Source organism: Natrialba swarupiae (genome assembly GCF_008245225.1).
GTDB classification, from domain to species: Archaea; Halobacteriota; Halobacteria; order Halobacteriales; family Natrialbaceae; genus Natrarchaeobius; species Natrarchaeobius swarupiae.
The window spans coordinates 1-25,123 of record NZ_VTAW01000017.1 but is presented as its reverse complement, the minus strand read 5'-3'; the positions used below and the strand labels follow the sequence as shown (position 1 = coordinate 25,123).

The 25,123-nt window shown below is 64.0% G+C and carries 20 protein-coding genes; 4 read left to right on the top strand and 16 right to left on the bottom strand.

All coding sequences use genetic code 11. From position 1 onward, the window contains the following. Positions 1-98: 98 nt before the first annotated feature. The 9 genes from FYC77_RS13230 to FYC77_RS13185 all read right to left on the bottom strand — a co-directional run bounded on the left by FYC77_RS13230 (position 99) and on the right by FYC77_RS13185 (position 10,393). Positions 99-1,223 (bottom strand): Gfo/Idh/MocA family protein, encoded by a 1,125-nt coding sequence (locus FYC77_RS13230; RefSeq protein ID WP_149081973.1) that lies wholly within the window; start codon positions 1,221-1,223, stop codon positions 99-101. Between the two features lie 85 nt (positions 1,224-1,308). Beyond that, the gene (locus FYC77_RS13225) at positions 1,309-2,277 is read right to left on the bottom strand and encodes a sugar phosphate isomerase/epimerase family protein (RefSeq protein ID WP_149081972.1); all 969 of its coding nucleotides are present in this window, start codon (positions 2,275-2,277) and stop codon (positions 1,309-1,311) included. Positions 2,278-2,587: 310 nt separating this feature from the next. Then, positions 2,588-3,763: a Gfo/Idh/MocA family protein gene (locus FYC77_RS13220; RefSeq protein WP_149081971.1), complete on the bottom strand. Its 1,176-nt coding sequence runs from the start codon at positions 3,761-3,763 to the stop codon at positions 2,588-2,590. A gap of 120 nt (positions 3,764-3,883) precedes the next feature. Continuing rightward, positions 3,884-4,087: a hypothetical protein gene (locus tag FYC77_RS13215; RefSeq protein ID WP_149081970.1), complete on the bottom strand. Its 204-nt coding sequence runs from the start codon at positions 4,085-4,087 to the stop codon at positions 3,884-3,886. After that, a complete protein-coding gene (locus FYC77_RS13210) occupies positions 4,080-5,297 on the bottom strand; it encodes an ABC transporter ATP-binding protein (RefSeq protein WP_149081969.1) in 1,218 nt (405 codons plus the stop codon). Before FYC77_RS13210 ends, FYC77_RS13215 begins: the two co-directional genes overlap by 8 nt. Positions 5,298-5,299: 2 nt before the next feature. Continuing rightward, complete coding sequence (locus tag FYC77_RS13205; RefSeq protein WP_149081968.1) at positions 5,300-6,313, bottom strand: carbohydrate ABC transporter permease; 1,014 nt, start codon at positions 6,311-6,313, stop codon at positions 5,300-5,302. Position 6,314: 1 nt separating this feature from the next. After that, a complete protein-coding gene (locus tag FYC77_RS13200) occupies positions 6,315-7,328 on the bottom strand; it encodes a carbohydrate ABC transporter permease (RefSeq protein ID WP_149081967.1) in 1,014 nt (337 codons plus the stop codon). Position 7,329: 1 nt separating this feature from the next. Next, positions 7,330-8,790, bottom strand: a complete 1,461-nt coding sequence (locus tag FYC77_RS13195; RefSeq protein ID WP_149081966.1) for an extracellular solute-binding protein — start codon at positions 8,788-8,790, stop codon at positions 7,330-7,332. Between the two features lie 526 nt (positions 8,791-9,316). After that, positions 9,317-10,393 (bottom strand): TrmB family transcriptional regulator, encoded by a 1,077-nt coding sequence (locus FYC77_RS13185; protein ID WP_149081964.1) that lies wholly within the window; start codon positions 10,391-10,393, stop codon positions 9,317-9,319. 116 nt (positions 10,394-10,509) lie between these two features. Here FYC77_RS13185 and FYC77_RS13180 point away from each other — a divergent pair, with 116 nt between their 5' ends. Further along, positions 10,510-11,340, top strand: coding sequence for a hypothetical protein (locus FYC77_RS13180; RefSeq protein ID WP_149081963.1), 831 nt, complete (start codon positions 10,510-10,512; stop codon positions 11,338-11,340). Here FYC77_RS13180 and FYC77_RS13175 read toward each other — a convergent pair. The 4 genes from FYC77_RS13175 to FYC77_RS13160 all read right to left on the bottom strand — a co-directional run bounded on the left by FYC77_RS13175 (position 11,327) and on the right by FYC77_RS13160 (position 15,421). Next, the gene (locus FYC77_RS13175; RefSeq protein WP_149081962.1) at positions 11,327-12,280 is read right to left on the bottom strand and encodes a carbohydrate kinase family protein; all 954 of its coding nucleotides are present in this window, start codon (positions 12,278-12,280) and stop codon (positions 11,327-11,329) included. The two genes, FYC77_RS13180 and FYC77_RS13175, sit on opposite strands and share 14 nt — an antisense overlap. A 203-nt stretch (positions 12,281-12,483) precedes the next feature. Beyond that, entirely contained in the window at positions 12,484-13,098 is a 615-nt protein-coding gene (locus FYC77_RS13170) for a nitroreductase family protein (RefSeq protein WP_149081961.1), read from the bottom strand. 245 nt (positions 13,099-13,343) lie between these two features. Next, the gene (locus FYC77_RS13165; RefSeq protein ID WP_149081960.1) at positions 13,344-14,420 is read right to left on the bottom strand and encodes a methionine synthase; all 1,077 of its coding nucleotides are present in this window, start codon (positions 14,418-14,420) and stop codon (positions 13,344-13,346) included. Then, positions 14,417-15,421 (bottom strand): 5-methyltetrahydropteroyltriglutamate--homocysteine methyltransferase, encoded by a 1,005-nt coding sequence (locus tag FYC77_RS13160; RefSeq protein WP_149081959.1) that lies wholly within the window; start codon positions 15,419-15,421, stop codon positions 14,417-14,419. The genes FYC77_RS13165 and FYC77_RS13160 overlap by 4 nt, the downstream gene beginning before the upstream one ends. A gap of 366 nt (positions 15,422-15,787) precedes the next feature. Between FYC77_RS13160 and FYC77_RS13155 the strand changes: the two genes are divergently transcribed. Together FYC77_RS13155 and FYC77_RS13150 are read left to right on the top strand one after the other, a co-directional pair. Beyond that, positions 15,788-16,645, top strand: a complete 858-nt coding sequence (locus tag FYC77_RS13155; protein ID WP_149081958.1) for an SDR family NAD(P)-dependent oxidoreductase — start codon at positions 15,788-15,790, stop codon at positions 16,643-16,645. A gap of 2 nt (positions 16,646-16,647) precedes the next feature. Beyond that, positions 16,648-18,672: an AMP-binding protein gene (locus FYC77_RS13150; RefSeq protein WP_149081957.1), complete on the top strand. Its 2,025-nt coding sequence runs from the start codon at positions 16,648-16,650 to the stop codon at positions 18,670-18,672. An 83-nt stretch (positions 18,673-18,755) separates the two neighbouring features. On the opposite strand, the gene FYC77_RS13145 is transcribed toward FYC77_RS13150, so the two are convergent. Beyond that, positions 18,756-20,984 (bottom strand): LUD domain-containing protein, encoded by a 2,229-nt coding sequence (locus FYC77_RS13145; protein WP_149081956.1) that lies wholly within the window; start codon positions 20,982-20,984, stop codon positions 18,756-18,758. Next, a complete protein-coding gene (locus FYC77_RS13140) occupies positions 20,977-21,504 on the bottom strand; it encodes a LutC/YkgG family protein (RefSeq protein WP_149081955.1) in 528 nt (175 codons plus the stop codon). Before FYC77_RS13140 ends, FYC77_RS13145 begins: the two co-directional genes overlap by 8 nt. A gap of 675 nt (positions 21,505-22,179) precedes the next feature. Here FYC77_RS13140 and FYC77_RS13135 point away from each other — a divergent pair. Continuing rightward, a complete protein-coding gene (locus tag FYC77_RS13135) occupies positions 22,180-23,964 on the top strand; it encodes an L-lactate permease (RefSeq protein ID WP_149081954.1) in 1,785 nt (594 codons plus the stop codon). A 213-nt stretch (positions 23,965-24,177) separates the two neighbouring features. Here FYC77_RS13135 and FYC77_RS13130 read toward each other — a convergent pair whose 3' ends face one another. Continuing rightward, positions 24,178-24,798 (bottom strand): HTH domain-containing protein, encoded by a 621-nt coding sequence (locus FYC77_RS13130; protein WP_149081953.1) that lies wholly within the window; start codon positions 24,796-24,798, stop codon positions 24,178-24,180. Positions 24,799-25,123 lie beyond the last annotated feature (325 nt).

The following is a 25,123-nucleotide window of genomic DNA, read 5'->3' as shown; positions in this document are numbered from 1 at the left end:
ACGGACGGCGGCCCGACCGACAGCCGTCCGAAGGTGGCTTCGTCCGGCTATGGCTCCGCTCGGCGATCGGATGGACGATTCGAGTCGGTGTCAAAATCCTACGGCGGCGACACCCACTCGCCGCGGTCGTCGCTCTCTTCGATCGCCGCCAGCACGCGCTGGGCGGCCAGCCCGTCCTCGAAGCTCGGTTCGAACCCGGTCCCCTCACTGACCGCTCGCAGGAACTCGTAGTTCTCGTGGACGAAGGTGTGCTCCCAGCCGACGACGTGGCCCGGCGGCCACCAGTGGTCGACGTACGGGTCGTCCTCGTCTGTCACGAGAACGGTCTGGTAGCCCCGGTCGCCCTCTCGGAGCACCTCGAGTTCGTTCAGCCGCTCGAGGGAGAACCGGAGACTGCCCTTCGAGCCCTGGATCTCGATCGTGTGGTCGTTCTTGTGGCCGGTCGCGAACCGCGAGGCCTCGAGCGTTCCCATCGCGCCGTTTTCGAACGCGAGTTGCGCGGAGTAGGCGTCGTCGACGGTGACCGGACGGGTTTCGTCGCTTCCCTCGACGGGCCGTTTATCGACGAACGTCCGGAGGTGGCCGCTGACCTCCTCGATCCCGCCGGCGAGGTCGTCGTCGCCAACCAGAAAGCGCACGAGGTCGACGGTGTGTGCGCCGAGGTCGCCGAGCGCGCCCGAGCCGGCGAGTTCCTCGTCGTTTCGCCAGGACCACGGCGCGTCGGGGTCGACCAGCCAGTCCTGGAGATATCGCCCGCGCACGTGGTGGATCTCGCCGAGTTCGCCCCCCTCGAGCAGGTTCTTCGCGTACTGGATCGCGGGGACGAACCGATAGTTAAACGCACAGCCGGCCGGAACGTCGCTCCCGGCCTCTCGAGCCGCCTCGGCCATCTTCTCTGCGCCTTCGAGCGTCGGCGCGAGCGGTTTCTCACAGAACGTCGGCGTGCCGGCCTCGAGTGCCGCGATCGACGGCTCGGCGTGGACGTGATTCGGTCCGAGGTTGTAGAAGACGTCGACGTCGTCGACGACGGATTCCCAGTCGGTCGCGATCGACTCGAAGCCGAGGCGGTCGGCGGCATCCGACAGTGCCTCCTCGTCGCGGCCGACGAGGACACTTCGCTCGATGTCGGGCGCGTCCGGGAAGAACATCGGAAGCCGCGCCATCGCGTTCGCGTGTGCCTTGCCCATGAACCGGTAGCCGAGGACTCCAACTTCCAGCGTCATACCTAAACCTTCACAATAGCTGTAGTTAGAAGTTTCCGTCCGGCGGTTCGGTCGGGTGAACGGATCGCTCGAGGTGATCGATCCGTTACTCGGCCCAGTAAGCTTCGCCGGGTTCGGTCTCGAAGACGGCTCGCTGGAGGAGATCGATCGCCTTCTCGAGTCCCTCGCGAGAACTGGTCAGCGAGTCTTCGTGTTCGATGCTCAAGGTGCCGTCGTAACCGACCATTCGGAGCGTCGAGACGAGTTCCTTCCAGTGGGACTCGTCGTGGCCGTAGCCGACCGAGCGGAACAGCCACGAGCGGTTGAGTTCGTCGTCGTAGGGTGCGGTGTCGAGGACACCTTTCAGGCGCGCCTGTTCTTCGTAGACGCGCGTGTCCTTGGCGTGGAAGTGGTGGATCGCATCGCGCTCGCCGAGAAAACGGATCGCGTCGGTGATCGAGATCCCTTGCCAGTAGAGATGGGAGGGGTCGAAGTTCGCGCCGATGCGGTCGTTCGTCTCTTCGCGCAGGCGGGCCATCCCCTTCGGTTCGTACACCAGCATGTTCGGGTGCATCTCGATGCCGACGTCGACGCCGTGGTCGTCGGCGAACGCCGCCAGATCGGACCAGTAGTCGACGGCGACCTCCCACTGGTACTCGTGGGCCTCGGCGTGTTCGGTCGGCCACGGGGCCGTGATCCAGTTGGGCGTCTCGTCGGTGGGACTCCCCGCCGGCAAGCCGGAGAAGCCGGTGACGGTGTCGACGTCTAGCTGGCCGGCGAGTTCGATCGCTTCGCGCAACTCGGTGTCTGCCTCCGCCGCCCGTTCGTCGTCGGGGTGTAACGGGTTGTTGTGGACTGCGAGTGCGCTAACGTGCATCTCGTACTCCTCGAGCAACTCGGCGAGTTCGGCTTGAGCGTCCTGGTTGCCGAGGTACTCCGAGCGATCGAGGTGATCGTCGCCGGGGAAGCCGCCGACGCCGGGTTCGATCGCGGAGACGCCGAGATCCGAGAGATACTGGAGCGCTCCCTCGAGCGATTCGTCTGCGAGCGGTGGGGTGTGAACACCGATGTCCATACGGTGTGATACCACGGCATCAGCCAAAGTAATTCCTATTCCGGATCCGAGTAACGGTTCTGCGTTCGTCCGAGGTGGTTCGAACGCCGGGCCAGTTCGACTTTGTAGTCGTCGCCTGGTCTATACTGGCCGTCGAACGTCGATGCACCTCTCGTCGTCTAACACTGATGCACTCTCGCTGAGTGCGGACGGGGAGAATCGGTCCGACGAGCACTGTCGCCGCGGGCGAGACGATCAGTCCTATAGTAGCCACTGAAAGTCATTGCACACCTGATCGCCAGACTGATGGGCGATCAGTGTGTGAATCGTTTCAGTTGTTACTATAGCTTTCCTCGAGCGGGACGGATTCGTCCTCGACTCCTTTCAGCGGGACGGATTCGCCGCTTGCCTCGAGGGAGATCGTCCCTCCACGGTCGCTCGAGCGGTAGATGCCGTCGACGACCCGCTGGACGGTCAGGCCGTTTTCGACGGTTCCGGCCCGCGTTCGGCCTTCGGCGTCGCGTCGCGTTCCCGAGCGGTTCGCGAGGATCGCTTCGAGAAACGCCGCCTGCTCGTCGGCGTGGCTGTCGTTCTCCCGGGTCTCGATCGTCTCGTCGATCGTATGATCACCGCCGCTCTTGCTCGCCGAGTAGATCGTGAGTTCGTCGGTGAGCAGGTCGAACCGGGCCGCCGCCTCGGTGCCGCGGACGACGAACTCGTGGGTCGGTGGCCGGTTCGTCGCCCAGGCGACCTCGAGGCTGATCGTCCGGTCGTCGTCACAGCGGACGAACGCACTCGCGGAGTCGTCGACGTCGAACGCGTCCGGGCCTGCGTCGTCACCCCACATCTCGAGATAGGCGTAGTCCTCGCGGTGACCGAACTGCGATCGGGTGACTCCGGAGACCTCGACGGGGTCGGGATAGTCGAGCAGGTACATCCCGAGGTCGATCGCGTGGACGCCGAGGTCGATCAGTGCGCCGCCGCCCGAGACCTCCTTTCGGGTGAACCAGGAGCCACGACCGGGGATCCCCCGCCGGCGCACGTAGTTGGCCTCGACGTGAGTGACCTCGCCGAACTCGCCGCGACCGATCCGATCGCGAAGCACCGCCACGGCGTTCAGAAACCGGTTGTTGAACCCGACCATCGTGAGGCCGGTCGAGTCGGCCGCCGCGGCCGCGATCCGGCGGGCGCTCTCGAGGGTGTGTCCGAGGGGCTTCTCGAGGAGGATGTTAAGGTCGCGCTCGAGGGCGGCGACGGCGTACTCCTCGTGAAAGCGGTTGGGCGTCGTGACGATCACGGCGTCGGCCGCGTCGTAGAGGTCGTGGTGGTCGTCGTAGACCTCGACGCCGTACCGGTCCGCGAAGCGCTCACGGGCCTCCGATGCGACGTCCATCCCTCCCACGAGTTCGACCTCGAGTTCCTGTTCGAGAAGCCGGTCGGCGTGGTGGTGGCCGATGTTCCCGAGTCCGACGAGTCCGACTCGGACGGGTTCCTGGCCCGCACTCATCGGGATCCCTCCGTCGAGACGGGGGCGGTCTCGCTCTCCGTCATGGACTCGAGTCCGTTCTCCGGTCCGGACGGAGACCTGCTTCCGACACGACCGATGGGGCGGTCGCCGTTCGTCGATTCAGTACAACTGCTCTTCTCGTTCCGATCGTTCATTCTGAGTGTCCGTTGATTGCTCGCGTCGCGTTCGCCCGCGACGATACTGTCTGATTGCCGGTACGATCTTGTTCTTTAGGTCGAGACCGAACGAGACGATCCCGTAGATCCAGAAGAAAAACAACACGGAGAGTCCGCCGTAGTAGACGAGCGCGACGAGTTCACTCACTGCGACCACCCGAGTCGATCTCGGCGTGTGCGCGGCGGTCCGTCGCCTCCCCTCGAGCTGCCGTCGTGACGTCCTCGATGCCGTGGACGAGCGCGTCGCCCGATCGGGTCTCGAAGAGGTGGATCTTCGACCGGTCGAGGACGACGCTCACCCGCTCGTCCTCCTCGATCGTCGAGTCGGGATCGACGCTCATCAGCAACTGGTTCGAGGCGCTCGAGGCCTCCTCGGTCGTCATCGTGGCCGTCTGTGAGTCCTCGAGGGAGAGGTAGACGAAAATCTCGTCGCCCATCGGTTCGAGAACGTCCGTCGTCGCGTCGATCACCGCCGACGAACTCGAGAGCGACTCCGCCGTAGCGGCGGGGTAGATGTCCTCCGGTCGGACGCCCATCGTCACCTCGCTCCCGGTCTCGAGATCGAGTCCGTCGACGTCGAACTCGAGGTCGAAGTGGTCGGTCACGAGCCCGGTCTCCGTGAGTTCGCCCTCCACGAAGTTCATCGAGGGCGAGCCGATGAAGCCGGCGACGAACCGGTTTGCGGGCTCGTTGTAGCAGGTAAGCGGCGGGGCGATCTGCTGGAGTTCGCCGGCGTTGATGACGGCGATGCGGTCCGACATCGTCATCGCCTCCGCCTGGTCGTGAGTGACGTAGATGATCGTCGTGTCGAGCTGTTTGTGCAGGCGCTGGAGTTCGGTTCGCATGTGGACGCGAAGCTTCGCATCCAGGTTCGCGAGCGGTTCGTCCATCAGGAAGACGGCGGGTTCGCGGACGATCGCGCGGGCGATCGCGACGCGCTGTTGTTGCCCGCCCGAGAGTTCGGTGGGCTCGCGGTCGAGCATCCCCTCGAGTTGGACGATTTCGGCCGCTTGCTCGACGCGACGATCGATCTCGTCTTTGTCGTACTTGCGCAGGCGAAGGCCGAACGAGACGTTCTCGTAGACGTCCATGTGGGGGAACAACGCGATGTTCTGGAAGACCATCGACACGCCCCTGTCCTTTGGCGGTAGGTTCGTGACGTCGGTTTCGCCGACCGTGATCGTCCCCTCGGTCGGCTTGGTCAGGCCGGCGATCGTCTCCATCGTCGTCGACTTCCCACAGCCCGAGGGGCCGACGAGACAGATGAACTCGCCATCTTCGATCTCGACGTTCATGTCGTCGACCGCGACGACGTCGTCGTAGCGTTTCGTGACGTTATCTAGTGTTACTCGTGCCATGGTTACTCTTTGAGTGCTCCGTCGGTCAGTCCGCTGACGATCTTCTCCTGGGCGACGACGACGAGGATCAACATCGGCAAGACGCCGACGATGCTCGCCGCCGCCATCAGGTTGAAGTCGGTCGTATACTGGGTCTGATAGCTCAGGATCCCGCCGACCAGCGGCGACCACTGGTTCGGTTCGTTCTGTAGCGCCATGATCGAGCTGAAGAAGTACTCGTTGTAGACGGCGATGAACGTCAACACGGCCGCCGTCGCGACGCCGGGTGCCGAAAGCGGCATGATCACGCGAAACAGCGCCCCCAGCCGGGTCGTTCCCTCGACGCGAGCCGCGTCCTCGAGTCCGTCTGGAATCTGGCCGTAGAACGTCGTGAGGATGAAGATAGCCAGCGGCAGGAACAGTGCGCTAAAGGGCATGATCATCGACCCCGGCGTGTTGACGAGCCGCGGCGGCGCGAACAGCTCGATCCCCAGGAACGGAACGACGATCGCGTTCCCGAGGAACGCGTCGAACAGCGGGATGAGAAACGCCGCCGGCGGAAAGTACGAGACCGCCAACACGGCGAGCATCATCAGCCCGCGTCCTGGGAACTCGAGTCGGCCGAAGACGTAGCCCGCGAGGCTCGCGAGGGCGATGACGATAACCGTCGTCACGCTCGCGAGCACGAAGCTGTTGAAGACGTAGAGGTGAAACGGCACCTGCTGGAACACCTCGACGAACGCGTAAACGTTGAATCCCTGTGGCGTCGGGAACGGCACTTCCGCCCCGACGAGCGGAACAGTGACCTCCCAGTCGCCGGCGAGGATCTGCGTGTTCGGCGTCAGCGCGAGGACCAGCAGCCAGTAGAACGGAAACAGGGTCGTGACGAGGAAGAATCCGCACGCGACGTAGAACAGCGCCCGATAGAGCCGGTCTCGCTTCGCCGGATCGGTGAGGACGCCGTGGGTCCAGCGCTCGAGCGGTCCCTTGTTCTCGTCGTCGCTCGATTGCGTCGGGGGTTCGTTTGCAGTCGCCATCTCAGAGACCCTCCTTGTACTGCTGGTAGATGACGCCCATCACGGCGATGGCGATGATTCCGGCGGTGACGAACGCGATCGCGGAGGCGAGCCCCCGGTTCGTGTTGAACGTTTCGACGACCATACACGACAGCGACGGGACCGTCGTACAGCCCGACACCGAGTCGATGAGGCCGTAGACCCGCATCGCGTCGATGGTCCGGAACAGGATCGCAATTCCGAGTGCGGGAAGCACCAGCGGGAACGTGATCAGTTTGAACTGTTGCCACTTGCTGGCCCCGGCGACTTCGGCGACGTCGTAGAGGCTCCGATCGATGCTCTGGAGTCCGGCGAGGATCAAAAGCGCCATGAACGCCGTCGTCTTCCAGATGTCGGCGACGGTGACGATCAGCAACGAACTCGCCGGATCGTTGAGCGTGTTCGTCTCCGCGACGAGACCCCAGCTGGCGAGGTACTCGGTCAGGAAGCCGGTGTCCGGGTGAAACATCAGGTAGAAGATCATCCCCTGGATGACGATCGGGATCGCCCACGGGATGATGATCGCGGCCCGCACCCACCGCCGACCGCGGAACTCCCGGTCGAGGACGAGCGCCTGACCGAAGCCGATGATCGTCTCGAAGAAGACGCTCACGACGGTGAAGATAATCGTCACCGCCAGTGCGCTCCGCAACAAGCCCTCGACGTGGACGTACGGGAAGCTTCCGCTGGTCGTGACCTCCGGCAGGAACGTCGTGGTTCCCGGCATCCGCGCGTCGGCGTTTCCGGTGAACAGCTGGACGTAGTTCTCGAGGCCGACGAACTCCGGATCCGAGAGTACGTTCTGGTACAGCGACAGCTCGAACGTCCGCAACAGCGGGTAGAGAGCGATCGCCCCCAGCAAGACGACCACTGGGGTCAACAGCAGGTAGGCGAACCCCGTCTCCCCGAGGTTCTCCATCCAGCGCGTGATCGCGACGACCGGCCCCGATCGATTCGATCGGCGGGCGGGGCCGGCCGTCCGGTCATCGGTGGCCATGCTAGGCTTCGGTGTCCTCGAGTCCGTCTTGTAAGTCGGTGGCTGCGTCCTCGGGGCTCTTGTCACCGGAGACGGCCGCGTTGACTTCCTCGGCGATGAGTTCGGACTGATCCGGCCACACCGTCGTGACGGGTCGGGGCATAGCGTTCTCACCGGCGACCCGAAGCGTGTCCATGTAGTGGCCCATCGGCTCGACCTGTTCGGCTTCCTCGGTGTCGAACAGGTGTGGCTTCGGCGGGATCCACCCCCAGAGGTCGAACATGCCGAGGTTGAACTCGTCGGTCATCGCCGCACGGAGGACCTCGACCGCGTCGTCAGTTCGTTCGGAGTTGGGGTTGAGCGTCAGGTGCCAGCCGCCGAGTGCGGCCGTCGAGCCGCCGGTTCCGGGCTGGTTCGCGTCCGCCTCGCTGACGGCGTAGGGGATCGGCATCGCGCCGTAGTCCTCGACGTCGAGCGGGTCGTCTGCCTCCTGGACGTTCAGATTGATCGCGTACGGCCAGTTGCGTTGCATGACGGCTTCGCCGTTGAGGATCGCCTCCCGGGCGTTTTCCTCCTGCCAGCCGAGGATCGAGTTGGGCGCGATGCCTGTTGGGTACTCCTCGTCCGTGTACTCGTCGTGTTCGTCGGCGACGAACGTCCGCATCATCCGAAGCGCGTCGACGAACTCCGGTTCGTCGATCGTCACGGGTCGGTCGCCGACCGGTCCGAAGAGGTTGTCGAAGCCGCCGAAGTACGCGCCGCCGAACGATGACATGACCTCGTTCCACGTACAACAGGCGGTCCCCTCGTAGATGTCCCACTGGGTCGCGAGGCCGTAACTCGCGTCCGAGGCCTCGACGATCTCCTCGGTTAGTTCGGCCCACTCCGCCCAGGTCATCGGTTCGGTCGCCCACTCCTCGAAGTCGTCTTCGCCGTAGCCGGCCTCCCGCGCGTAATCCTTCCGGTATTGCATCGTCGGATAGTCCGGGAAGATCGGGACGCCGAACAGGTCGTTCGTCTCGGGTTCCCGCGCCGTGGCGGTGAACGACTCGAAGTACTCGTCCTCGATCTGTGCGAGGTCGTCGTCGCCGAGTGCGTCGCTCAGGTTCGCGATCTGACCACGCTGGATAAAGACGTTCACCCAGCCGTTGTCCATGAGCAGCAGGTCGGGATCCGTCTCCTCGGCCTGGAGCAGGTTCGTATAGGTGTCTCGACGGTCGCCCGTGTCCTCGTCACCGGCCTGTAACCTGATCTCGATCCCATCCGCGCCGCTATCGCCGAACAGTTCGACGACCTCGTCGCCGACCGCGTCGATCATGTTCGGATCAGCGCCGACGACGACCGCTTCGTCGGCCGTCTCGTCGCCGTAGATACAACCGGCCAGGCTTACCGCTGCCCCGCTCGCGCCGGCCGCCTTGACGAACGTCCGCCGCGAGACGCTCGAGTCGGTTCGATCGCCCTTCCGTGAGTGTCTCCCACTCATGCGAAAAAACATGATGGTCTTTAATATTTATAACTACCGGTTAGGTACAACAGGTGTAGTTAATCAGTTGATCAAGTAATATCGCCTGCTGGTACCCGATGTATCGACCGATTGGCCCGAATGGCTCTCCTGGGCGAATCGTCCTCGTGGCCGCCGATAGTCGGCGCTCGGGGAACAGGCGGGGCGACGATCGATCGACTCGAGACTCGAGGATGAATCGTTGTACTCGAAATCGGTCGAGGAATCGCGAGAGACGAAAACGACGATGGCTGGTCTCGGACGACGGGATCGGTTGAATACTGGCTCCGATCCAGGTTCCGGGCGAAAGGTCCTCATACGGTTTATACTGTCGGACAGAAGTCAGTGAGAAGCCGGTCGCGGATTCGCGGCCGTCACCCTCGGGGACGGCCGCAGTAGCGCGACCGATCTTCAAATAGTTCTGTCCGACAGTATTACTGTCGATCAATTCCGGTGAGACCGCAACCCGGACGGCGGTCGCACCGGTACATCGCGACAGTAATCCGTATCAATCGATCGCCTCGACCGTAACCCGCATCGCCTCGAAGTCCTCGATGAACGCGCCCCAGCCGCCGACGGTGTACGTCCCGTCATCGGTCTCGAGCGTAAGCGACGTTTCACCGGCCAGCTGGGAAAGTGGCGCGGACTGGTCGTCGTCCATCGAGACGCCGGCGTAGGTGAGGTCGACGACCGTTCCGCGTTTGGTCACCTCTCTGCCGGTCTCGGTGTCGAAGCCACGGATCGTCGCCTCGATGGTCAGTCCGTCCTCGAGCAGCGGCTCGATGTCACGAATACACTGCCGAAGGTCGGCGTACGTAAACGGCGGCTCGTCCGGTCGGTCCGTATACACCGTCTCCAGAACCTCCCAGAGGCAGGTGATGAAATACCAGTTGAAGACGTACGCGAGAGTCCAGTCGTTGACGATGACGCCGTACTCGTTTGTCGAACCACCGTACGGCGAAAAGCACGTCCACGATCGATCGATGAGGGCGACGAACGGCGAGGGAAGGTCGCGGCGACGTGCCTCCGAGCACGCCCGTTCCAGCGTCTCGATCGGTGGAATCGCCAGGTCGCCTGCGGTCTCCGGAAACAGACAGAGTCTGACGTCTACCCCATTCTTCCGGGCCGTCTCGAGCGCGTCGGAAAGCTCGTCGAACTGTGCGGGCGTCAGTCCGATCTGGACCTGGTATTCGGCCGCCCGGATCAGCTCGTCGGCCCGCGCGAGCACCGTATCGAGGCGCTTGACGATGCTCACCTTGTGTTCCTCGATGTCCGGCTGACTCCACCGGTCTTCGATCTCCTCGGCTGCGGTCTCGAACCGGTTGGCCCGCGAGCGCAGATCCGCGAGCACCTCCGCCGGGTCGTGGGCCCGCGCGTGGAGGCTGTCCTGTTCGTACGTCTCGACGTATCTCTGCTCCTCGAGTCCGCGTAACACGTCGTAGATCCGTGGATCCGGGACGGAGCTCGCGCTGGCGACGTCGGTCGCGGACGCCGATCCAAGCTCGAGCAGCGTCACGAACGCGTCCGCCTGGTACGGCGACAGTCCCGCGTCCTCGAGCGTTTCGATCAGTTCCTCGGCGTCCATTCGGTCTCACCGGGAACGGTCGCAGTTACGTTCATCCGGGTGGAGTATCACACCCGTTGTAAAAAAGGCTGTCTGCGTCGCTACACTCAAGACGATCGAATCGAAACGGGCGTCGCATGATCGACACACTCGAGCGACTCCGGCAGCCGGCGCACACCGGAACCAACCGGTGTTGGCCGTGTACGATCGCGAACGGCCTGCTCGTGGCGACCGTCGTCGTGGCACTCGCGCTCGCCCGTCGGCGGCTGGCCGCGTCCCTCGTGGCGGGCGTCGGCGTCGCCGCGATCGGAGTTCGAGGCTACCTCGTTCCGTACACGCCCCGGTTCGCACCGCAACTCGTCGATCGGCTTCCGATCTCGGCGTTCGACCACGAAGATCGCGAGGGCGGATCGCTGTCGGGGATCACCTCGGCCGACGAGACGGACGCCGATTCCGCCTCGACACCGACCGGCGAGGACGTCGTCACCGCGTTGCTCGAGGCGGGCGTCGTCGTCCCGAACGGCGACGATCTCGCGCTCGCCGAGCCGTTTCGCCAGGAGTGGCACCAGGAGATGGCGACGATCCGTGATCTCGATTTCGCGACTCTCGCCGACGAAATCGACGATCTGACGGGACCGTCGATCGACGCCCGGATCGGACACGACTGGCGCGGCCGTTCCACGACCGTCCTACTCGAGGGGCCAAACGGCGCGGCCTCGCTCACGGAACACAAAGCCGTCGCCGAACTCGCCGCCGCGCGGGCGCTCGAATCTCGGATCGCCGATACCGCGGTTCGACTCGCCGCCGGCCGTCCGCTGCGGTCGCTCCTCGAGCGGTGTCCGGTCTGCGACAGCCAGCTGACGATCACCCACTCGAGTTGCTGTGGCGAGGTGACCCCCGCGGGAGAGACGCCGGCAGAGAAGCTGATCTGTCCGGACTGTGACGCCCGGCTGTTCACCTACGACTGATCTCCCGCACTGCTTCCCGGTTGGGGAGGGCCGTCATCGCACCCGGCGCCGTCGTCGCGGCGGCCCCGACCGCGTTGGCGAACGCGAGCGTCGCCTCGAGATCCTGCCCGTCACGCATCGCCGCGATCGTGCCGGCGACGAACGCATCGCCGGCGCCGGTGGTGTCGACGACGTCCGCCTCGTACCCCGGGTGCTCGGCGACCGCCTCCGACCAGGGGGCGTCGTCGTCCGCAACCGCGATCGAGCCGTCCCCACCCCGCGTCGCGAGCACCGTGTGTGGCCCCGCCGCGAGAGCGTCGCGGGCGACAGCCTCGGTCGATTCGCCTCCGAAGCCCAGCGCCTCGAGTTCCTCGCGAGTCGCTTTCAGGACGTCGACGGACGCGAGTGCGTCCCGGACGACCTCGCGGAACGTCGCCTCGTCCGGCCACAGCTCCGGCCTGGCGTTGGGGTCGAACGAGACCGTACACCCTCGAGCCGCGGCACGCTCGAGCAGATCGAGCGTCGCCTCGCGCGAACGGCCACTCGAGAGCGCGACGCCGCCCGCGTGGACCCACTCGAGACCGGCGAGAACCGAGTCGTCGATCCGTCCCGTCTCCATGCGGGTGTCGGCGGTGTCGTCGCGGTAAAACGAGAAGCTCCGGTCACCCGACTCGTCGTGGGTGACGAACGCGAGCGAGGTCTTCGCGCTGGGATCGGTCTCGAGAAACCGGCCGGGAACGCCGTACTCGGCCAGCGTCTCCAGGAGGTAGTCGCCGAACGGATCGTCGCCGACCCGACTCCAGAACAGCGGCACGCACTCGAGACGGGCGAGCGCGACGGCGACGTTCGCCGGCGCACCGCCGGGTCGACGTTCGAATCCGTCGACACTCGAGATGGGGCCCGGCCGCTCGGGGAGGAAGTCGATCAGCGTCTCCCCGGCGACGAGTATCTCGTGGCTCATACGATCCTCTTTTTCCGGCCGCGAATAATGTGTTGCGGACCCCGCTCGAGGAGATTCCATAGTCACCGCGGCTGCAGTCGTAATACGCGCTGGTGTCAGACGGATTGCTGTCCCGACGGACCGGCCCACTCGCGATCGTCTCGTGCTCGCGCCGGAAATCGGGACAGCAGACCGAAAAGAAGAGCCGCCGGTGGTCGAGGTGCCTACTCGAAGCTACCCCGGTGGACGATTTCGTCGACGGGCTTGCGATCACTCGGCTGTTCGCGCTCGCGAAGCTCGTCGGAGAGCGTCTCCGGCGGTGCCCGTTCGCCGACGGCGAACATGGCCTCGACGGCGTACTCCTCAGGCACGTCGAGTTCCTCGGCGGCTCGTTCGTAGTCGAACCCGGACATCCCGTGGACGACGAGTCCACGTCGCGAACCCTCGAGCGCGATGTTCTGCCAGGCAGCGCCGGTGTCGAAGGAGTGGACCGGTGCCGGTTCGCCGTTGTGGTCGAACGTCGTCTTCGAGACGATCACGGCGAGTAGGCCCGCGTCGGTCGCCCACGCGTTGCCGTCGTTCAACAGATCGACGAACGTCTCCCACTCCTCGTCCTCGGGGGTCGCGTACAGAAAGCGCCAGTGCTGGTTGTTAAACGCCGACGGTGCCCACCGCGCCGCTTCGAACAGCGGGAGATACTCCGCCTCCTCGAGGCTCTCGCCGGTCATCGCCCGCGGTGACCAGCGGTTGACGAACAGCGGGTCGACGTCGTGGTCGGGATCGCGGTGTTCGGCGACTTCGTCGTCCAGTTCGACACGTCGGTTCGCGGTTTCTTGCATCGTCTGCTCGTTCGAACCCGACCCATATGTACGTTCCCGGACATGCCAGTCACCAGGTGACGTCCGTGTCGTCGGTGACTGTCCACGTGTGACACGGCGGCGTGTCGTGGCAGTCTCGTTCTCGAGAGACGAGACGCTCGAGGACGGAGGAACCGAGGGCAGAACGTCGCAGACTGGTGTATGCTGCTTCCGGCCGACCGCCGACTCGTCACGATCACATCGGAAGCGACGTACAGTAACCCGTCTCAGTCGTCGGCGGGGGTCGGTGTACCGCGTTCGACGTCGATCTCGCCGGCGTCGAGTTTGGCCTCGACGTTGCGGGCGGCTTCGACCATCTTCGCCATCTTGCCGTAGGCAACCTCGCGGGGTAGGAGCTTGACGCCGCAGTCGGGCGAGACGACCAGCTGTTCCGGCGGGACGACCTCGAGTCCCTTCTGGATGTTCCGTTCGATCTGTTCGACGGACTCGACCTCGGCGACGTGGACGTCGGTGACGCCGAGTGCGAGATCCGCGGTGAACTCGGGGTCTTTGAAGACGTCGAGCTGGTCGTAGTCGCCGTTTGCGAGCTCTAAGTCGAACTCGTCGACGGGGAAGTCCAGGATTTCGGGATAGATACGGGAGTAGTCGCCGTAACAGACGTGGAGACCGATGCGGACCTCCTCGGGGATGTCGGCGACGATATGCTCTAAGGCTTCGCCGACGATGGCGTGGTCGTCGGGCGTCGTCGCGAGCGCGGGCTCGTCGATCTGGATGTAGCGCGCGCCGGCCTCGACGAGCTTTTCGATCTCCTCGTTGACGAGGTCGGCGACCGCGAGCGTGAGTTCGTCGTCGTCCTCGTAGGCCTCGTTGAACGACCAGTTCGCGAGCGTATACGGGCCGGTGATCGGCACCTTGACCGGGCGGTTCGCCGCCGCGGCGGTGAACTCGTACTCGTCGACGAGCCAGCTGTCGGTGTACTCGACCTCGCTGACGACGGAGGGCTTGTCGAAGTAGTTGTGTCCCCAGACCTTGACCGGGCCGTTGAACTCGTAGCCCTCGATGCGGTGGGCGAAGAACTCGACCATCTCGTTGCGTCGCATCTCGCCGTCGACGACGACGTCGAGACCCGCTCGTTCGTGTTCGGCCGTGATCAGGCGGGCCGCGTCGTCTTTGGCCTCCTGCCAGTCGTCGTCGTCGAAGCTGTGATCGGGATCCTGGTAGAGTTCTTTCGCACGGTTCAGCCACTTCGGCTTGGGGTAACTGCCGACGACCGTCGTCAGCAGGAAGTGGTCGTTCTCGTGATTCTCGGGTCGGAACTGGTCTCTGTTCTCGTTCGTGCTCATGTCGTGGTCACCTCCGCGTTCGCGAGCGCCGCGGCTTCCGCGAGCGCCTCGAGTTTGGCTTCGTACTTGTTGTACGGCAGGTAGAACGTCTCGGTGTTGGTCGTCAGATACACCGTCTCGAACTCGGAGACGGGAAGCTGGTCTTCGACCCAGTCGACGCGGTCCCGAACCGCTTCGGGCTCCTCGACGAGCGTGTTCTGGCCGTCGACGAGACCCAGCGAGATGTCGTCGGTCGTGCCGTACTCCTGGACGTTGTAGAGGTTGTCCTCCTGGTTCGCCACGAAGTCGAAGCCGACCGCGTCGATATCGGCGTCGAGCAGGTGCGCGTAGACCTTCTCGGAGAGCGCGCCCCAGTAGGGGTGGACGACGACGTCGGCGTCGGTCGCGCTCGCGACTCGATCGATCGCCTCGCTGGCGCGCTCGTCCTCGCCGTCGCCGGGAGCGTCTTCGACGAGCGACGGCTCGAGCAGATACAGCGTCTCGTGAGCCGGGAACGCCTCGAGTTCGCCCGCGAGGAAGTCGGCGATCGCCGCGAGGAAGTCGGCGTCGTCGCCGTAGTACTCGTCGGTCGCGAGTTCGGCCAGCGAGTACGGACCGGGGAGGACGGCCTGCAGGTCGTCGGTGAGGTCGGCGGCGGACTCGAGTTCGCCGGCGACGTCGCCCGAGACGTCCAGTTCGTCCTGGACGACCGGCTCGCGGTAGAAGTTGTTGTTGTCGTAGTAGCGGACGATGCCGCGGGTCTCGACGGCGTCGTGAACCGCGAGCGGGTGTGCGAGCATGTCGTCCCAGCGAAGTTGGCCCTCGACGACGCGGTCGAGGCCGGTCTCTCGCTGAACGTCGACCACTTCTTCGCGTGCCTCCTCGTAGGCCGTCGTGATCTCTTCGCCCTCGTCGCCACCGATGAGGTCGTGTTTCTGGTGACCTTTGAGGCTCGAGAGTTCGTCTTTCGCCCAGTCCGGGAGCGGATAGAGCCCCGTCGTGGTGGATACGTACTCAGTCATCGTGGCTCGGGCTAGGCTATACCGAAGCTTAATATTTTCCATCCGCTCTAATACGCCTCGGTAATCTTTGGCGCACGGGATTCGAACCCGAATCGGTCGTGTCGGGCGTGTACAGCCCACACAGTGATCGAACGACGCCGACGAATTCCGACGGGTCGAGCGGCGAGTCGCGATGCGTGAGACGGTTTGCGATGACTGATTGCCGGTCGATCGCTTGCCTATCTACGATCGACCGGGAGGGACCCATCACAGCCCGTATGAGCCATCGAACCACGACGATGGGCGAGAGAGCGTGGTCGATTCGACGTTGATATGTTAACGCGGTCGTTTAGCGTGCTTCGAGCTAACGTATATCGTGAACGGATCATGTCTCAGGACCGGGTTACACCGCCACCGGTGACGGACGAGCGGATTCACAGGATCGACGACGGATCGTTCACCGCCAGGAACGTCTGCCTCGTGACCGGCGGCGGATCGGGAATCGGGCGGGCGACGGCGCTCGTCGCGGCCGGAAACGGTCTCACCGTCGCGGCCACGGACGTCGACGAGGACGGACTACACGAAACGGTCGACCGGAGCGAGGAACTCGACCTCGAGGGGACGGTCGAACCCATCGTCGGAGACCTAGCCGAAGACGAAGACCTCGAGCGGATCGTCGACCGGGCCGCAGAACTCGGCGACGTCAAATACCTCGCGAACGTCGCCGGGATCCAGCACATCGACCCGATCGACGAGTTCCCGATGGAAGCCTACGACCGCATTCATCGAATCATGTTGCGCGCACCGATCTACCTCTCGAAACTCTGCATTCCACACTTCAGGGAGACCGCCGATGGGACCGGCTGCGTAGGCAACATGGCGTCGGTTCACGGCCACTACGTCACGAGCGACAAGGTCGGGTACAACGTCTCGAAGTTCGGCCTTCGAGGACTCACCCAGTCGATCGCCGCCGAGGGCGAGGGAGAGATTCGGTCGTTCTCCGTCAGCACGGGCTACGTGAAGACGCCGCTCGTGACGAACCAACTCGAGGACACCGCACAGCAACGCGGAATCTCGGTCGAGGAGGTGATCGAGGACGTGATGCTCGGCCAGTCGCGTGTCACGGAGATGATGGAGCCGGTCGACGTCGCTAACCTGTTCGCGATCGGCTTCTCTCACCTGGGACGACACCTGGACGGGGGCGACCTGTTGTTTGATGGTGGTATGACGCTTACCTATCAGTAACCATGTCAGGAGATGGCACTCTCGAGGACGTCGACGAGGTCGTCCACGATCCCGACGAGGCGTTCGCCGAGTCGACGAACGTCGCGGCCTTCATGCGCGAGTACGGAATCGACGACTACGACGAACTGATCGAGCGGACGACGACCGATCTCGACAGTGAACCCGAAAGCGGCGTCGACTGGTTCTGGGACGAGGTCGTCGACTATCTCGGAATCGAGTTCGACCAGGCGTACGACCGGGTTCGAAACGACGAGGACGGGCCGCAGTTTACGGACTGGTATCCTGGCGGGCGACTTAACGTCGCCCACAACGTCGTCGATCGACACGCTGCGGCCGACGAGCCCCGGCGCAACACCGTCGCGACGATCTGGGAGGGCGAAGACGGCGAGGTCCGGGAGATGACCTACCACGACCTGCATCGTAACGTGAACAAGGTGGCGAACGCCCTCGAGGAACGCGGAATCGACACCGGTGACACCGTCGGTCTCTACATGCCGATGGTCCCCGAGGTCGTCTCGATTCTGTACGGCTGTTTCAAAGTGGGCGCGATCGCCGTTCCGATCTTCTCCGGGTTCGGCGTCGACGCCGTCGCGACCCGCCTCGAGGACGCCGAGTGTTCGGTGCTGTTTACCGGCGACGGCTTCTACCGCCGTGGCGATCCGGTCTTCCTCAAATCGTCGGCCGACGAGGCGATCGAGCAGGCGGGTTACGTCGAGGACGTGATCGTCTTCGATCGACTCGGCTCGAGTAACACACACAGCGAACGCGAGATTCCCTGGACCGACGGCCGCGACGAGTGGTGGGCCGATGTCGTCGAACCGCAGGACGACGCCTACGGAACGAAATCCCTCGACTCGAGCCAGGAGTCGATGCTGCTGTACTCGTCGGGGACGACGGGGAAACCGAAGGGGATCGTTCACACGCACGCGGGTGTTCAGATTCAGTGTGCCAAGGAACTCTACTTCGGCTTCGACCTGAAGCCCGCGGATCGGTTCTTCTGGGTCTCCGACATCGGCTGGATGATGGGACCGTGGACGTTGATCGGCGTCCACACCTTCGGCGGCACCGTCTTCATGTACGAGGGCGCGCCCGACTATCCGGGTCCCGATCGGTTCTGGGAGATGATCGACCGTCACGAACTCACCCAGTTTGGCATCTCGCCGACCGCGATCCGCGCCCTGCGAAAACACGGAAATGAACCGCTTTCCGGTCACGACCTCTCCTCGCTCCGAATACTCGGATCGACCGGCGAGCCGTGGGATCCCGAATCATGGCGGTGGTTCTACGAGAACGTCGGCGACGGCGAGTGCCCGATAATCAACATCTCGGGGGGCACCGAGATCTGTGGCTGTTTCCTGATGCCGATGCCAAACCAGCCGCTGAAACCTTGTAGCCTCGGTGGGCCGGGGCTCGGGATGGACATCGACATCGTCGATCGGGACGGGAATTCGATCAGCGAGGACAACGAGCGCGGGTTCCTCGTCGCTCGTGACTCCTGTCCGTCGATGACGAAATCGCTCTGGTCGGGCGACGAGCGCTACGTAACGGAGTACTGGTCGACGTTCGAGGATCCGCCGCTGTGGGACCACGGCGACTGGGCTCAGAAAGACGCCGATGGCTTCTGGTTCCTTCACGGCCGCGCCGACGACGCGCTCAACGTCGCCGGGCGCAAGGTCGGTCCGGCGGAAGTCGAGGGTGCGCTCATCGACCACGAGGCGGTCAACCAGGCCGCCGCGGTCGGCGCACCCGACGAGACCACGGGGACGGCGGTCGTCACCTACGTGGTCCTCGAGCCCGATTACGAGGAGACCGACGACCTCCGCGAGGCGTTGTGCGAGCAGGTCGGCGCGGAGTTGGGCAAACCGTTCCGGCCGCGCGAGGTACTGTTCGTCGACGAGTTCCCCAAGACGCAGTCGGGCAAGATCATCCGACGGGCCATCGAGGCGACCTACACCGGCGAGGAGCTCGGAGATATGAGCAGCATCGAGAACCCGGCGGCACTCGAGGCACTCGAGGACGCCCGCTAACCCGCCGCCGACCGGTCGACAGCACGGGAGATATATCGGCCGAATCCGTTACTCCGGGTCTGATAGGGATCTGAAGACGGCGCTCAGTGCTGTCGAGAGCGTGGGTCGAGCAGTTCGACGGGGTGGACGGCGTCGCGGCCGAGCAGGTCGTCGAGTTGGTCCTCACACGATGTTCCGCTCGCGACGATCTGACGGTCGGACGCCTCAGGCGTCGTGAACTGCTCGGCGAGTCGGTCGCCGACGTCCATACTCAGTTCGAAGTACTGTTCTTTGTAGCCGAAGCTGCCGGCCATCCCGCAACACTCTACCTCGCTCTCGAGGACGTCGTACTCGAGGTCCTCGAAGACCGCTCGCGTGTAGACGTCGAGACCGAGGGTGCGTTGCTGGCAGTGAGAGTGATAGGCGACGTCGGGTCCGCCGTTGCCGGATCGGAGTTCCGAGGCATCGGCCCCGTTCTCGAGCAGTCCGTAGACGTACTCGAGGATCTCGTAGCTCCCGTCACGGAGGCGTTCGAACGATCGTTCTGGCATGAGCTTCTCGTACTCGTTGCGAAACATCGCGAGGTCACTCGGCTCGATTACGACGACGTCACGGCCGGCATCGAGGTGTTCGGCGAGGGTCGCGTAGACGCGACTCGCCTTTCGATCCGCCGTCTCGATCATCCCCTGTGAGAGCGGGGCACGGCCGCTGCCGGGAACGTCGGGCAGCCGAACGTGAACGTCCAGCGCCTCGAGGACCCGGACCGCCGCCTTTCCGCGCTCGACGTCGATGTAGTTCGTGTAGGTGTCGGGATAGAGCACGACCTCCCGGTCTGCGTCGGATGCGGGGCGGCGTGGGCCGCGCCGGTCGTACCAGTCCTGGAGTGTCTCGCGCTGGAACGCCGGCAGCGAGCGTCGGCTGTCGACGCCGACGGTTCGTTCCATGAGCGTCCTGACGGGGCCGAGTCCCGCAACCCAGTTCGAGACGGGCGCGGTCGCAGAGCCGAGTTTCGCGAGCGTCTCGTAGTTGCCGAACAGCCGCTTTTGGAGGTCGAGACCGCCGGGTTCCGCGTCGGGAACGAGTTCGTCGTAGAGGAACTCGAACTGGCCGTCGTCACCCGCCCGGTTGAGTCGGTCGCGGACGACGGTGTTGATCCACGGAATGTCGATCTCTACGGGACAGGCCTCGACGCAGCGACTACAGCCGGTACAGAGGTCGTTGAACTCGGCGGCACTTTCGTAGCCGTGGACGCCGGCTTCCCAGCCGGTGGCGATGCCGCCGGAGTACGTCTCACCGCCGAAGGCGTGGCCGCCGACCGACTGGAAGTTTCCACACGTGTTCGCACACGCCGAACACCGGATGCAATAAAGCGTCTCCCGAAGCTGGTCGTCCTCGCGCATCTCGAGGCGGCCGTTGTCGATCAACACGAGGTGAAACTCCCGGTCGTCGTCGCGGTCGGCGAACGCGACGTCGGGCTCGTCGAAATCGACGACGGGTGAGTCGACCGGTGGCGTCAACAGCGAGATGTAGGAGGTGATATCCTGACCCGTCCCCGAGCGCCCGATCAGCTCGATAAACGGCGCCAGATCCTCGACCGACGGGACGATCTTCTCGACGCCGGCGACAGCGACGTGGGTGTCCGGCACGACCGCTACTTTCCGGGCGTTCCCTTCGCTCGTCACCAGCATGATCGAGCCGGAGTCAGCGGTAACGAAGTTCGCGCCGGTCATCCCGATGTCGGCCTCGCGGATCAACTCGCCCAGTTGTTCGCGGGCGAACATCGTCAGCTCCTCGGCGGTCTCGAGTGGTTCCTCTGGATCGAACTCGGCGTTGAACAGGCGGGCGATCTCGTCTTCTGACTTGTGGATCGCCGGCGCGACGATGTGTGATGGTGCCTCGTCGGCGACCTGGAGCACCCACTCACCGAGGTCCGTCTCGACGACGTCGACGCCGTCGCCCTCGAGCGCCTCGTTGACCTCGAGTTCTTCGGTGGTCATCGACTTGGACTTGACGACGCGGTCGGCCTCGTCCTCGATCGCGAGATCGCGGATGTACCGGTTTGCGTCTGCAGCGTCGTCGGCGAGGTAGACCGTCCCACCGTTTGCTTCGACCGTCTCGCGAAGCTCCTCGAGCAACTCGGGCAGTCGCTCGATGGCGTCCTCTTTGATCGCGCGGGCTGTTCGTTTCAGCGCATCGTAGTCCTCGAGGCCGGCGACCGAGTCGTACCGTCCCTGGTTGAATCCGAGGGTGTTCGTCTCGACGGCCTCGCCTTCGGTCTCGAGGAGGTGACGGATGTGGTCGGCTTTCGCCTCGCGGTCGGCGTCGCTACTCATCGTCCTCACCGGCTTCCTCGAGCAAGAGGACGTGGACATCCTTTGGCCCGTGTGCGCCCTTTACGAGAGATCCCATGTCCGCCGTCGCGCTCGGTCCGGTGGCGACGATCGCGCTGTGGCCTTCGCGCAGTTGGGGGCCGAGTCGCTCGATCGCGGTCGGCATGTCCGCAACGAGGTCCGACTCGCGGAGAACCGGAACGTGCAGATCCGGAAAGAGACTCACCTGTTCGGCTCCCGAGGGCGTCGCTGGGAGGACGACGCTCCCGTAGTCGGCGATGCCGATCGAGGCGGCCGTAATCCCGGTGGTCGCTGACTCCAGGTCCCGGGGTGACGGCTCGTCGTCGACCCAGTCGGGAAGTGAAACCGACGGGAACGGGAGGGACGTGCCGATCGCGGGTTCGCCCGCGATACGTTCTACTGTGCGTTCGAACTTCGACGGGTCGGTAGACGTGACCGGGACCTCGAGGTCCGCGAGAGCGGCTTCGAACCGCTGGGTGGTAGACCCTGTATCGACGCTCATGGCACGGACCTTCGACTGTGCCTATTTGATTGTTCTGTTCGTTCACACCGATCCGCCGACACGTCGTAGAACGAGCGCCGGTAGACACGGACAGAAACGAGGATCTACAGCCTGCTATTGCCGACAGCGATCATGGCGAGATCAGCCTCGAGATACCTTTCTTTCCGATAAGTTCGGCGACGACACGTGTGTCTTGTAAGCGCGTGTCAGCCGCCTCGGCCGTCGCATTCAACTGTACTGGCCTATACACACGTGTGTATAGCCTATACACACGAAAATATAGGCTATCGTTGACTTCCGCTCGCCCCGCGAAACAGTGGATCTCGGTGGCACCCCCGAGCGGGTGTACGTGTACACTGTTCCGATAACCAGCAGACTGAACCGGGATACACAACTGCATAGGTTTACCGAGCTGTCGAACCAGCGGTTCTCATCGCACCCGTCGCTCTCGAACCCGGTGCAGTCTGGCGATTCTATTATCATTCACTCAGTGACTAGTGGGAAATATCCGAATTGGCGTCTCCATCACCGTTTCAGAGAGACGTACGACTCGAACGGTCGAAGATTATAAATATTGTTTGGACAGTTCTGCGTCCATGCCAGATGTGATTCCACATGGCATCGGTACTGACCACCCGGCACTGACTGACCGGGAGAACTGTCGAGGTGAGGTCGATGGTTAGCGCGCTCGAGATACTGTTCGCAGCCACGCCACTCGTACTCGTGGGGATCTTGCTCGTCGGGTTGCTGTGGCCCGCAACACGGGCGATGCCGATCGCGTGGGTTGTGGCGGCGCTCATCGCGTGGGGTTTCTGGGGCATGCCAGGCGAGTACGTCGGTGCAGCGTCGATCGTCGGGGTGATGACCGCGATCCAGATCCTCTGGATCGTCTTCGGCGCGCTGTTACTCCTGTACACGCTCATGCAGGCCGGCGCGTTCGATCGGATCAACGAAGGATTCGCGAAGATCAGCGACGATCGCCGCGTACAGGTGATCCTGGTCGGGTTCTTCCTCGCGACGTTCATCGAGGGGGCAGCCGGGTTCGGGACGCCAGCGGCGGTCGTCGCCCCGCTGTTGCTCGCACTCGGCTTCCCGGCACTGGCGGCGGTGATCGCGGCGCTGATCGGGCACATCATCGCCGTCACCTACGGTGCGGTCGGGACGCCGATCATCATCGGGATCGAGGATCCACTTGCGACGACCGAATCGACGAATACGGCGATCACGGACGCCGGGTTTACCGTCCAGGCGTACTCGGTCGAAGTCGCGGTCTGGGCGGCGACCTACCACGCCCTCGTCGGATTCGTCATGCCGCTTTTCGCCGTCGGCATGGTCGTCTACTTCTTTGGCGACCGCGACGAGCGCAGCCTCCAGCCGGCGTGGGACGTCGCGCCGCTGGCGTTGTTCTCCGGGATCGCGTTCGTGGTTCCCTACTGGCTGTCCGCACAGATCAGCGCCGAGTTCCCCGCCTTGATTGGCGCGATGGTCGGCGGTGCGATCGTCGTCGGTGTGCTCAAAGCGGGCTACCTCGTCCCCGAGGAGGAGTGGGAGTTCCCGGACCGGGAGGAGTGGCCCGACCACTGGGTCGGCACGATCGAACCCGGACAGGCCAGCGCTCCGGGCGCCGAGCAGGCGACCGGTGACAACGCGGCGACTACCGACGGCGGCATTGGCTCCCAGATGTCGCTGTTCCGGGCCTGGACGCCGTACATTCTACTGGTCGCCTTGCTCGTGATCACGCGAGTCGTCGACCCGCTCCCAGCGTTCCTGCAGGGAGAACCGGTCGAGATCGCCGGAACCACGATCACGGCCCACCAGATGCTGTTTACGACGACCTGGGAGGGGATTTTCGGAACCGGCCTCTCCGGCGGTATCGAATGGGTCTACGTCCCTGGCTTCTGGTTGATCCTCTGTGCGCTGATCGCGATTCCGCTCTACGGAATGTCCGGCACGCAGGTGAAAGCCGCCTGGGCTGAAGCGGGCGAGAAGCTCGTCGCACCGTTTATCGCACTGGTGTTCGTCATCGCGATGGTGCAGGTCATGCTCCAGTCCGGCGCACACGCCGAGGGCGTCGAGAGCATGATCTTCGTCCTTGCACAGGCGACCGCAGACGCCATCGGTCCTGCCTATCCGTTCGTCGCCGCGCTGATCGGCGCGCTCGGGGCTGCGATGGCCGGCTCGAACACGGTGTCGAACATTACCTTCGGCGGGTTCCAGTTCGAAGCCGCCTCACAACTCGAGTTACCAACCCAGCTCATCGTCGGCGCACAGGCCGTCGGCGGGGCAATCGGGAACCTCGTGGCGATCCACAACATCGTCGCCGCGCTGGCGACCGTCGGCCTCGTCGGACAGGAGGGTCGTGTGATGCGATTGAACCTGATCCCACTCGCCTACTACGCAATCGGAGTGGGGCTCGTCGCAACGGTGTTCAGCTACTTCGTCTTCCCGGGTCTCTTCTAGGACCCGGTTTCGATCGCTTCGTGCGTCGACCAGACAGCTACTGCGAGAAAATCAAGAAACGATGATAATCGAGCGAGAGTACGATCCTGGGACGCCAGCGAGCGTCGCGATCGACGACTATCACGTCACGGTGTCGAACGCCGGCCGAATACGGATCCGAGTGTGCGAGTAGCGAGCCGAGATCGATCGAGAGACGGTCCAGTGTGACGACGTTCAGCCGAGCGTCGGCGTGAACCGATCGTCGCCGAGAAAGTTCCAGATGTGGCCCCGTTCCTCGGGCGGGTCGACCGCGGGCAACTCCTTTAAGGCCGGTTGGATTGCGTTCCACCAGCCTTCCTCGGTCTCGAAATCGGCGGGGTAATCGGGGTAGACGTGCTCGAGGAAGTCAGATTTCGTCGCACTCGGGTTGTCGACGATGTACTCGTAGGCCGCCCGCAACGCGTCGCGTCGCGCCTCGAGCGTCGCGCCGGAGCCGGGAAGATCGGCCGTCCGAATCGCCTCTTCGACGGACGGCGTCGTCTCGTCTCGCTCGGTTCCGTCCGGTTCGTGGTCGGCTTCGAAATCGGCACGAACAGCGTCGGGTGTCGCCTCGATTGGAATCCACCAGACGCGGCCGCGGGCGCCGACCTTTCGTGTCTCGAGTTTACCTCTTTCGACCAGGTCGTTGAGTTTGTTGTGGGCGGTGCGTCTGGAACAACCGAGCGCCTCCATGACGTCGCTCGCGGTGAGCGGTCGGCCGTGATCACCTCGCTTCTCGAAGGGCTCGAGGGCGGCTTCCGGCAGGATTCGATCGGCGTACTGCCCGTGATCGTTTCGTTCTCGGTCGCTCCCCATGTATCTCACCAGTACAGTCGACTGCAAATGCTTTTGCCTTGAGTGTCGGGAGTTTCGGAGAGTCGACCGAATCGATGTCGGGTAGACGAGTGGGGAATCGCCTCCAGATGGCTTCGCGACACCAGCCAGGAAGGGACGAACCAGCTTCGACCACGCAGTTCGAATCGGCTGCCCGTTCGGTCGGCGATAACGTATTTTATGAGGCGGTTCCTTGGTACTCTTCGGCATGGTGGATTTCAATATACGAAGAGGGTGCCACAGAAAACTTGACACGGTCAGTGTTAACAAGCAACTCTACTAACTTCTACAGTAAATCTGAGGTGAG

Excerpts from the sequence above, each read along its gene's own strand:
- FYC77_RS13200 (WP_149081967.1), bottom strand. The coding sequence starts at position 7,328 with ATGGCCACCGATGACCGGACGGCCGGCCCCGCCCGCCGATCGAATCGA.
- FYC77_RS13135 (WP_149081954.1), top strand. The coding sequence starts at position 22,180 with ATGGTTAGCGCGCTCGAGATACTGTTCGCAGCCACGCCACTCGTACTC.
- FYC77_RS13140 (WP_149081955.1), bottom strand. The coding sequence starts at position 21,504 with ATGAGCGTCGATACAGGGTCTACCACCCAGCGGTTCGAAGCCGCTCTC.
- FYC77_RS13210 (WP_149081969.1), bottom strand. The coding sequence starts at position 5,297 with ATGGCACGAGTAACACTAGATAACGTCACGAAACGCTACGACGACGTC.
- FYC77_RS13170 (WP_149081961.1), bottom strand. The coding sequence starts at position 13,098 with ATGCAAGAAACCGCGAACCGACGTGTCGAACTGGACGACGAAGTCGCC.
- FYC77_RS13155 (WP_149081958.1), top strand. The coding sequence starts at position 15,788 with ATGTCTCAGGACCGGGTTACACCGCCACCGGTGACGGACGAGCGGATT.
- FYC77_RS13175 (WP_149081962.1), bottom strand. The coding sequence starts at position 12,280 with ATGAGCCACGAGATACTCGTCGCCGGGGAGACGCTGATCGACTTCCTC.
- FYC77_RS13145 (WP_149081956.1), bottom strand. The coding sequence starts at position 20,984 with ATGAGTAGCGACGCCGACCGCGAGGCGAAAGCCGACCACATCCGTCAC.
- FYC77_RS13225 (WP_149081972.1), bottom strand. The coding sequence starts at position 2,277 with ATGGACATCGGTGTTCACACCCCACCGCTCGCAGACGAATCGCTCGAG.
- FYC77_RS13130 (WP_149081953.1), bottom strand. The coding sequence starts at position 24,798 with ATGGGGAGCGACCGAGAACGAAACGATCACGGGCAGTACGCCGATCGA.
- FYC77_RS13220 (WP_149081971.1), bottom strand. The coding sequence starts at position 3,763 with ATGAGTGCGGGCCAGGAACCCGTCCGAGTCGGACTCGTCGGACTCGGG.
- FYC77_RS13160 (WP_149081959.1), bottom strand. The coding sequence starts at position 15,421 with ATGACTGAGTACGTATCCACCACGACGGGGCTCTATCCGCTCCCGGAC.
- FYC77_RS13195 (WP_149081966.1), bottom strand. The coding sequence starts at position 8,790 with ATGAGTGGGAGACACTCACGGAAGGGCGATCGAACCGACTCGAGCGTC.
- FYC77_RS13180 (WP_149081963.1), top strand. The coding sequence starts at position 10,510 with ATGATCGACACACTCGAGCGACTCCGGCAGCCGGCGCACACCGGAACC.
- FYC77_RS13165 (WP_149081960.1), bottom strand. The coding sequence starts at position 14,420 with ATGAGCACGAACGAGAACAGAGACCAGTTCCGACCCGAGAATCACGAG.
- FYC77_RS13185 (WP_149081964.1), bottom strand. The coding sequence starts at position 10,393 with ATGGACGCCGAGGAACTGATCGAAACGCTCGAGGACGCGGGACTGTCG.
- FYC77_RS13150 (WP_149081957.1), top strand. The coding sequence starts at position 16,648 with ATGTCAGGAGATGGCACTCTCGAGGACGTCGACGAGGTCGTCCACGAT.
- FYC77_RS13230 (WP_149081973.1), bottom strand. The coding sequence starts at position 1,223 with ATGACGCTGGAAGTTGGAGTCCTCGGCTACCGGTTCATGGGCAAGGCA.
- FYC77_RS13205 (WP_149081968.1), bottom strand. The coding sequence starts at position 6,313 with ATGGCGACTGCAAACGAACCCCCGACGCAATCGAGCGACGACGAGAAC.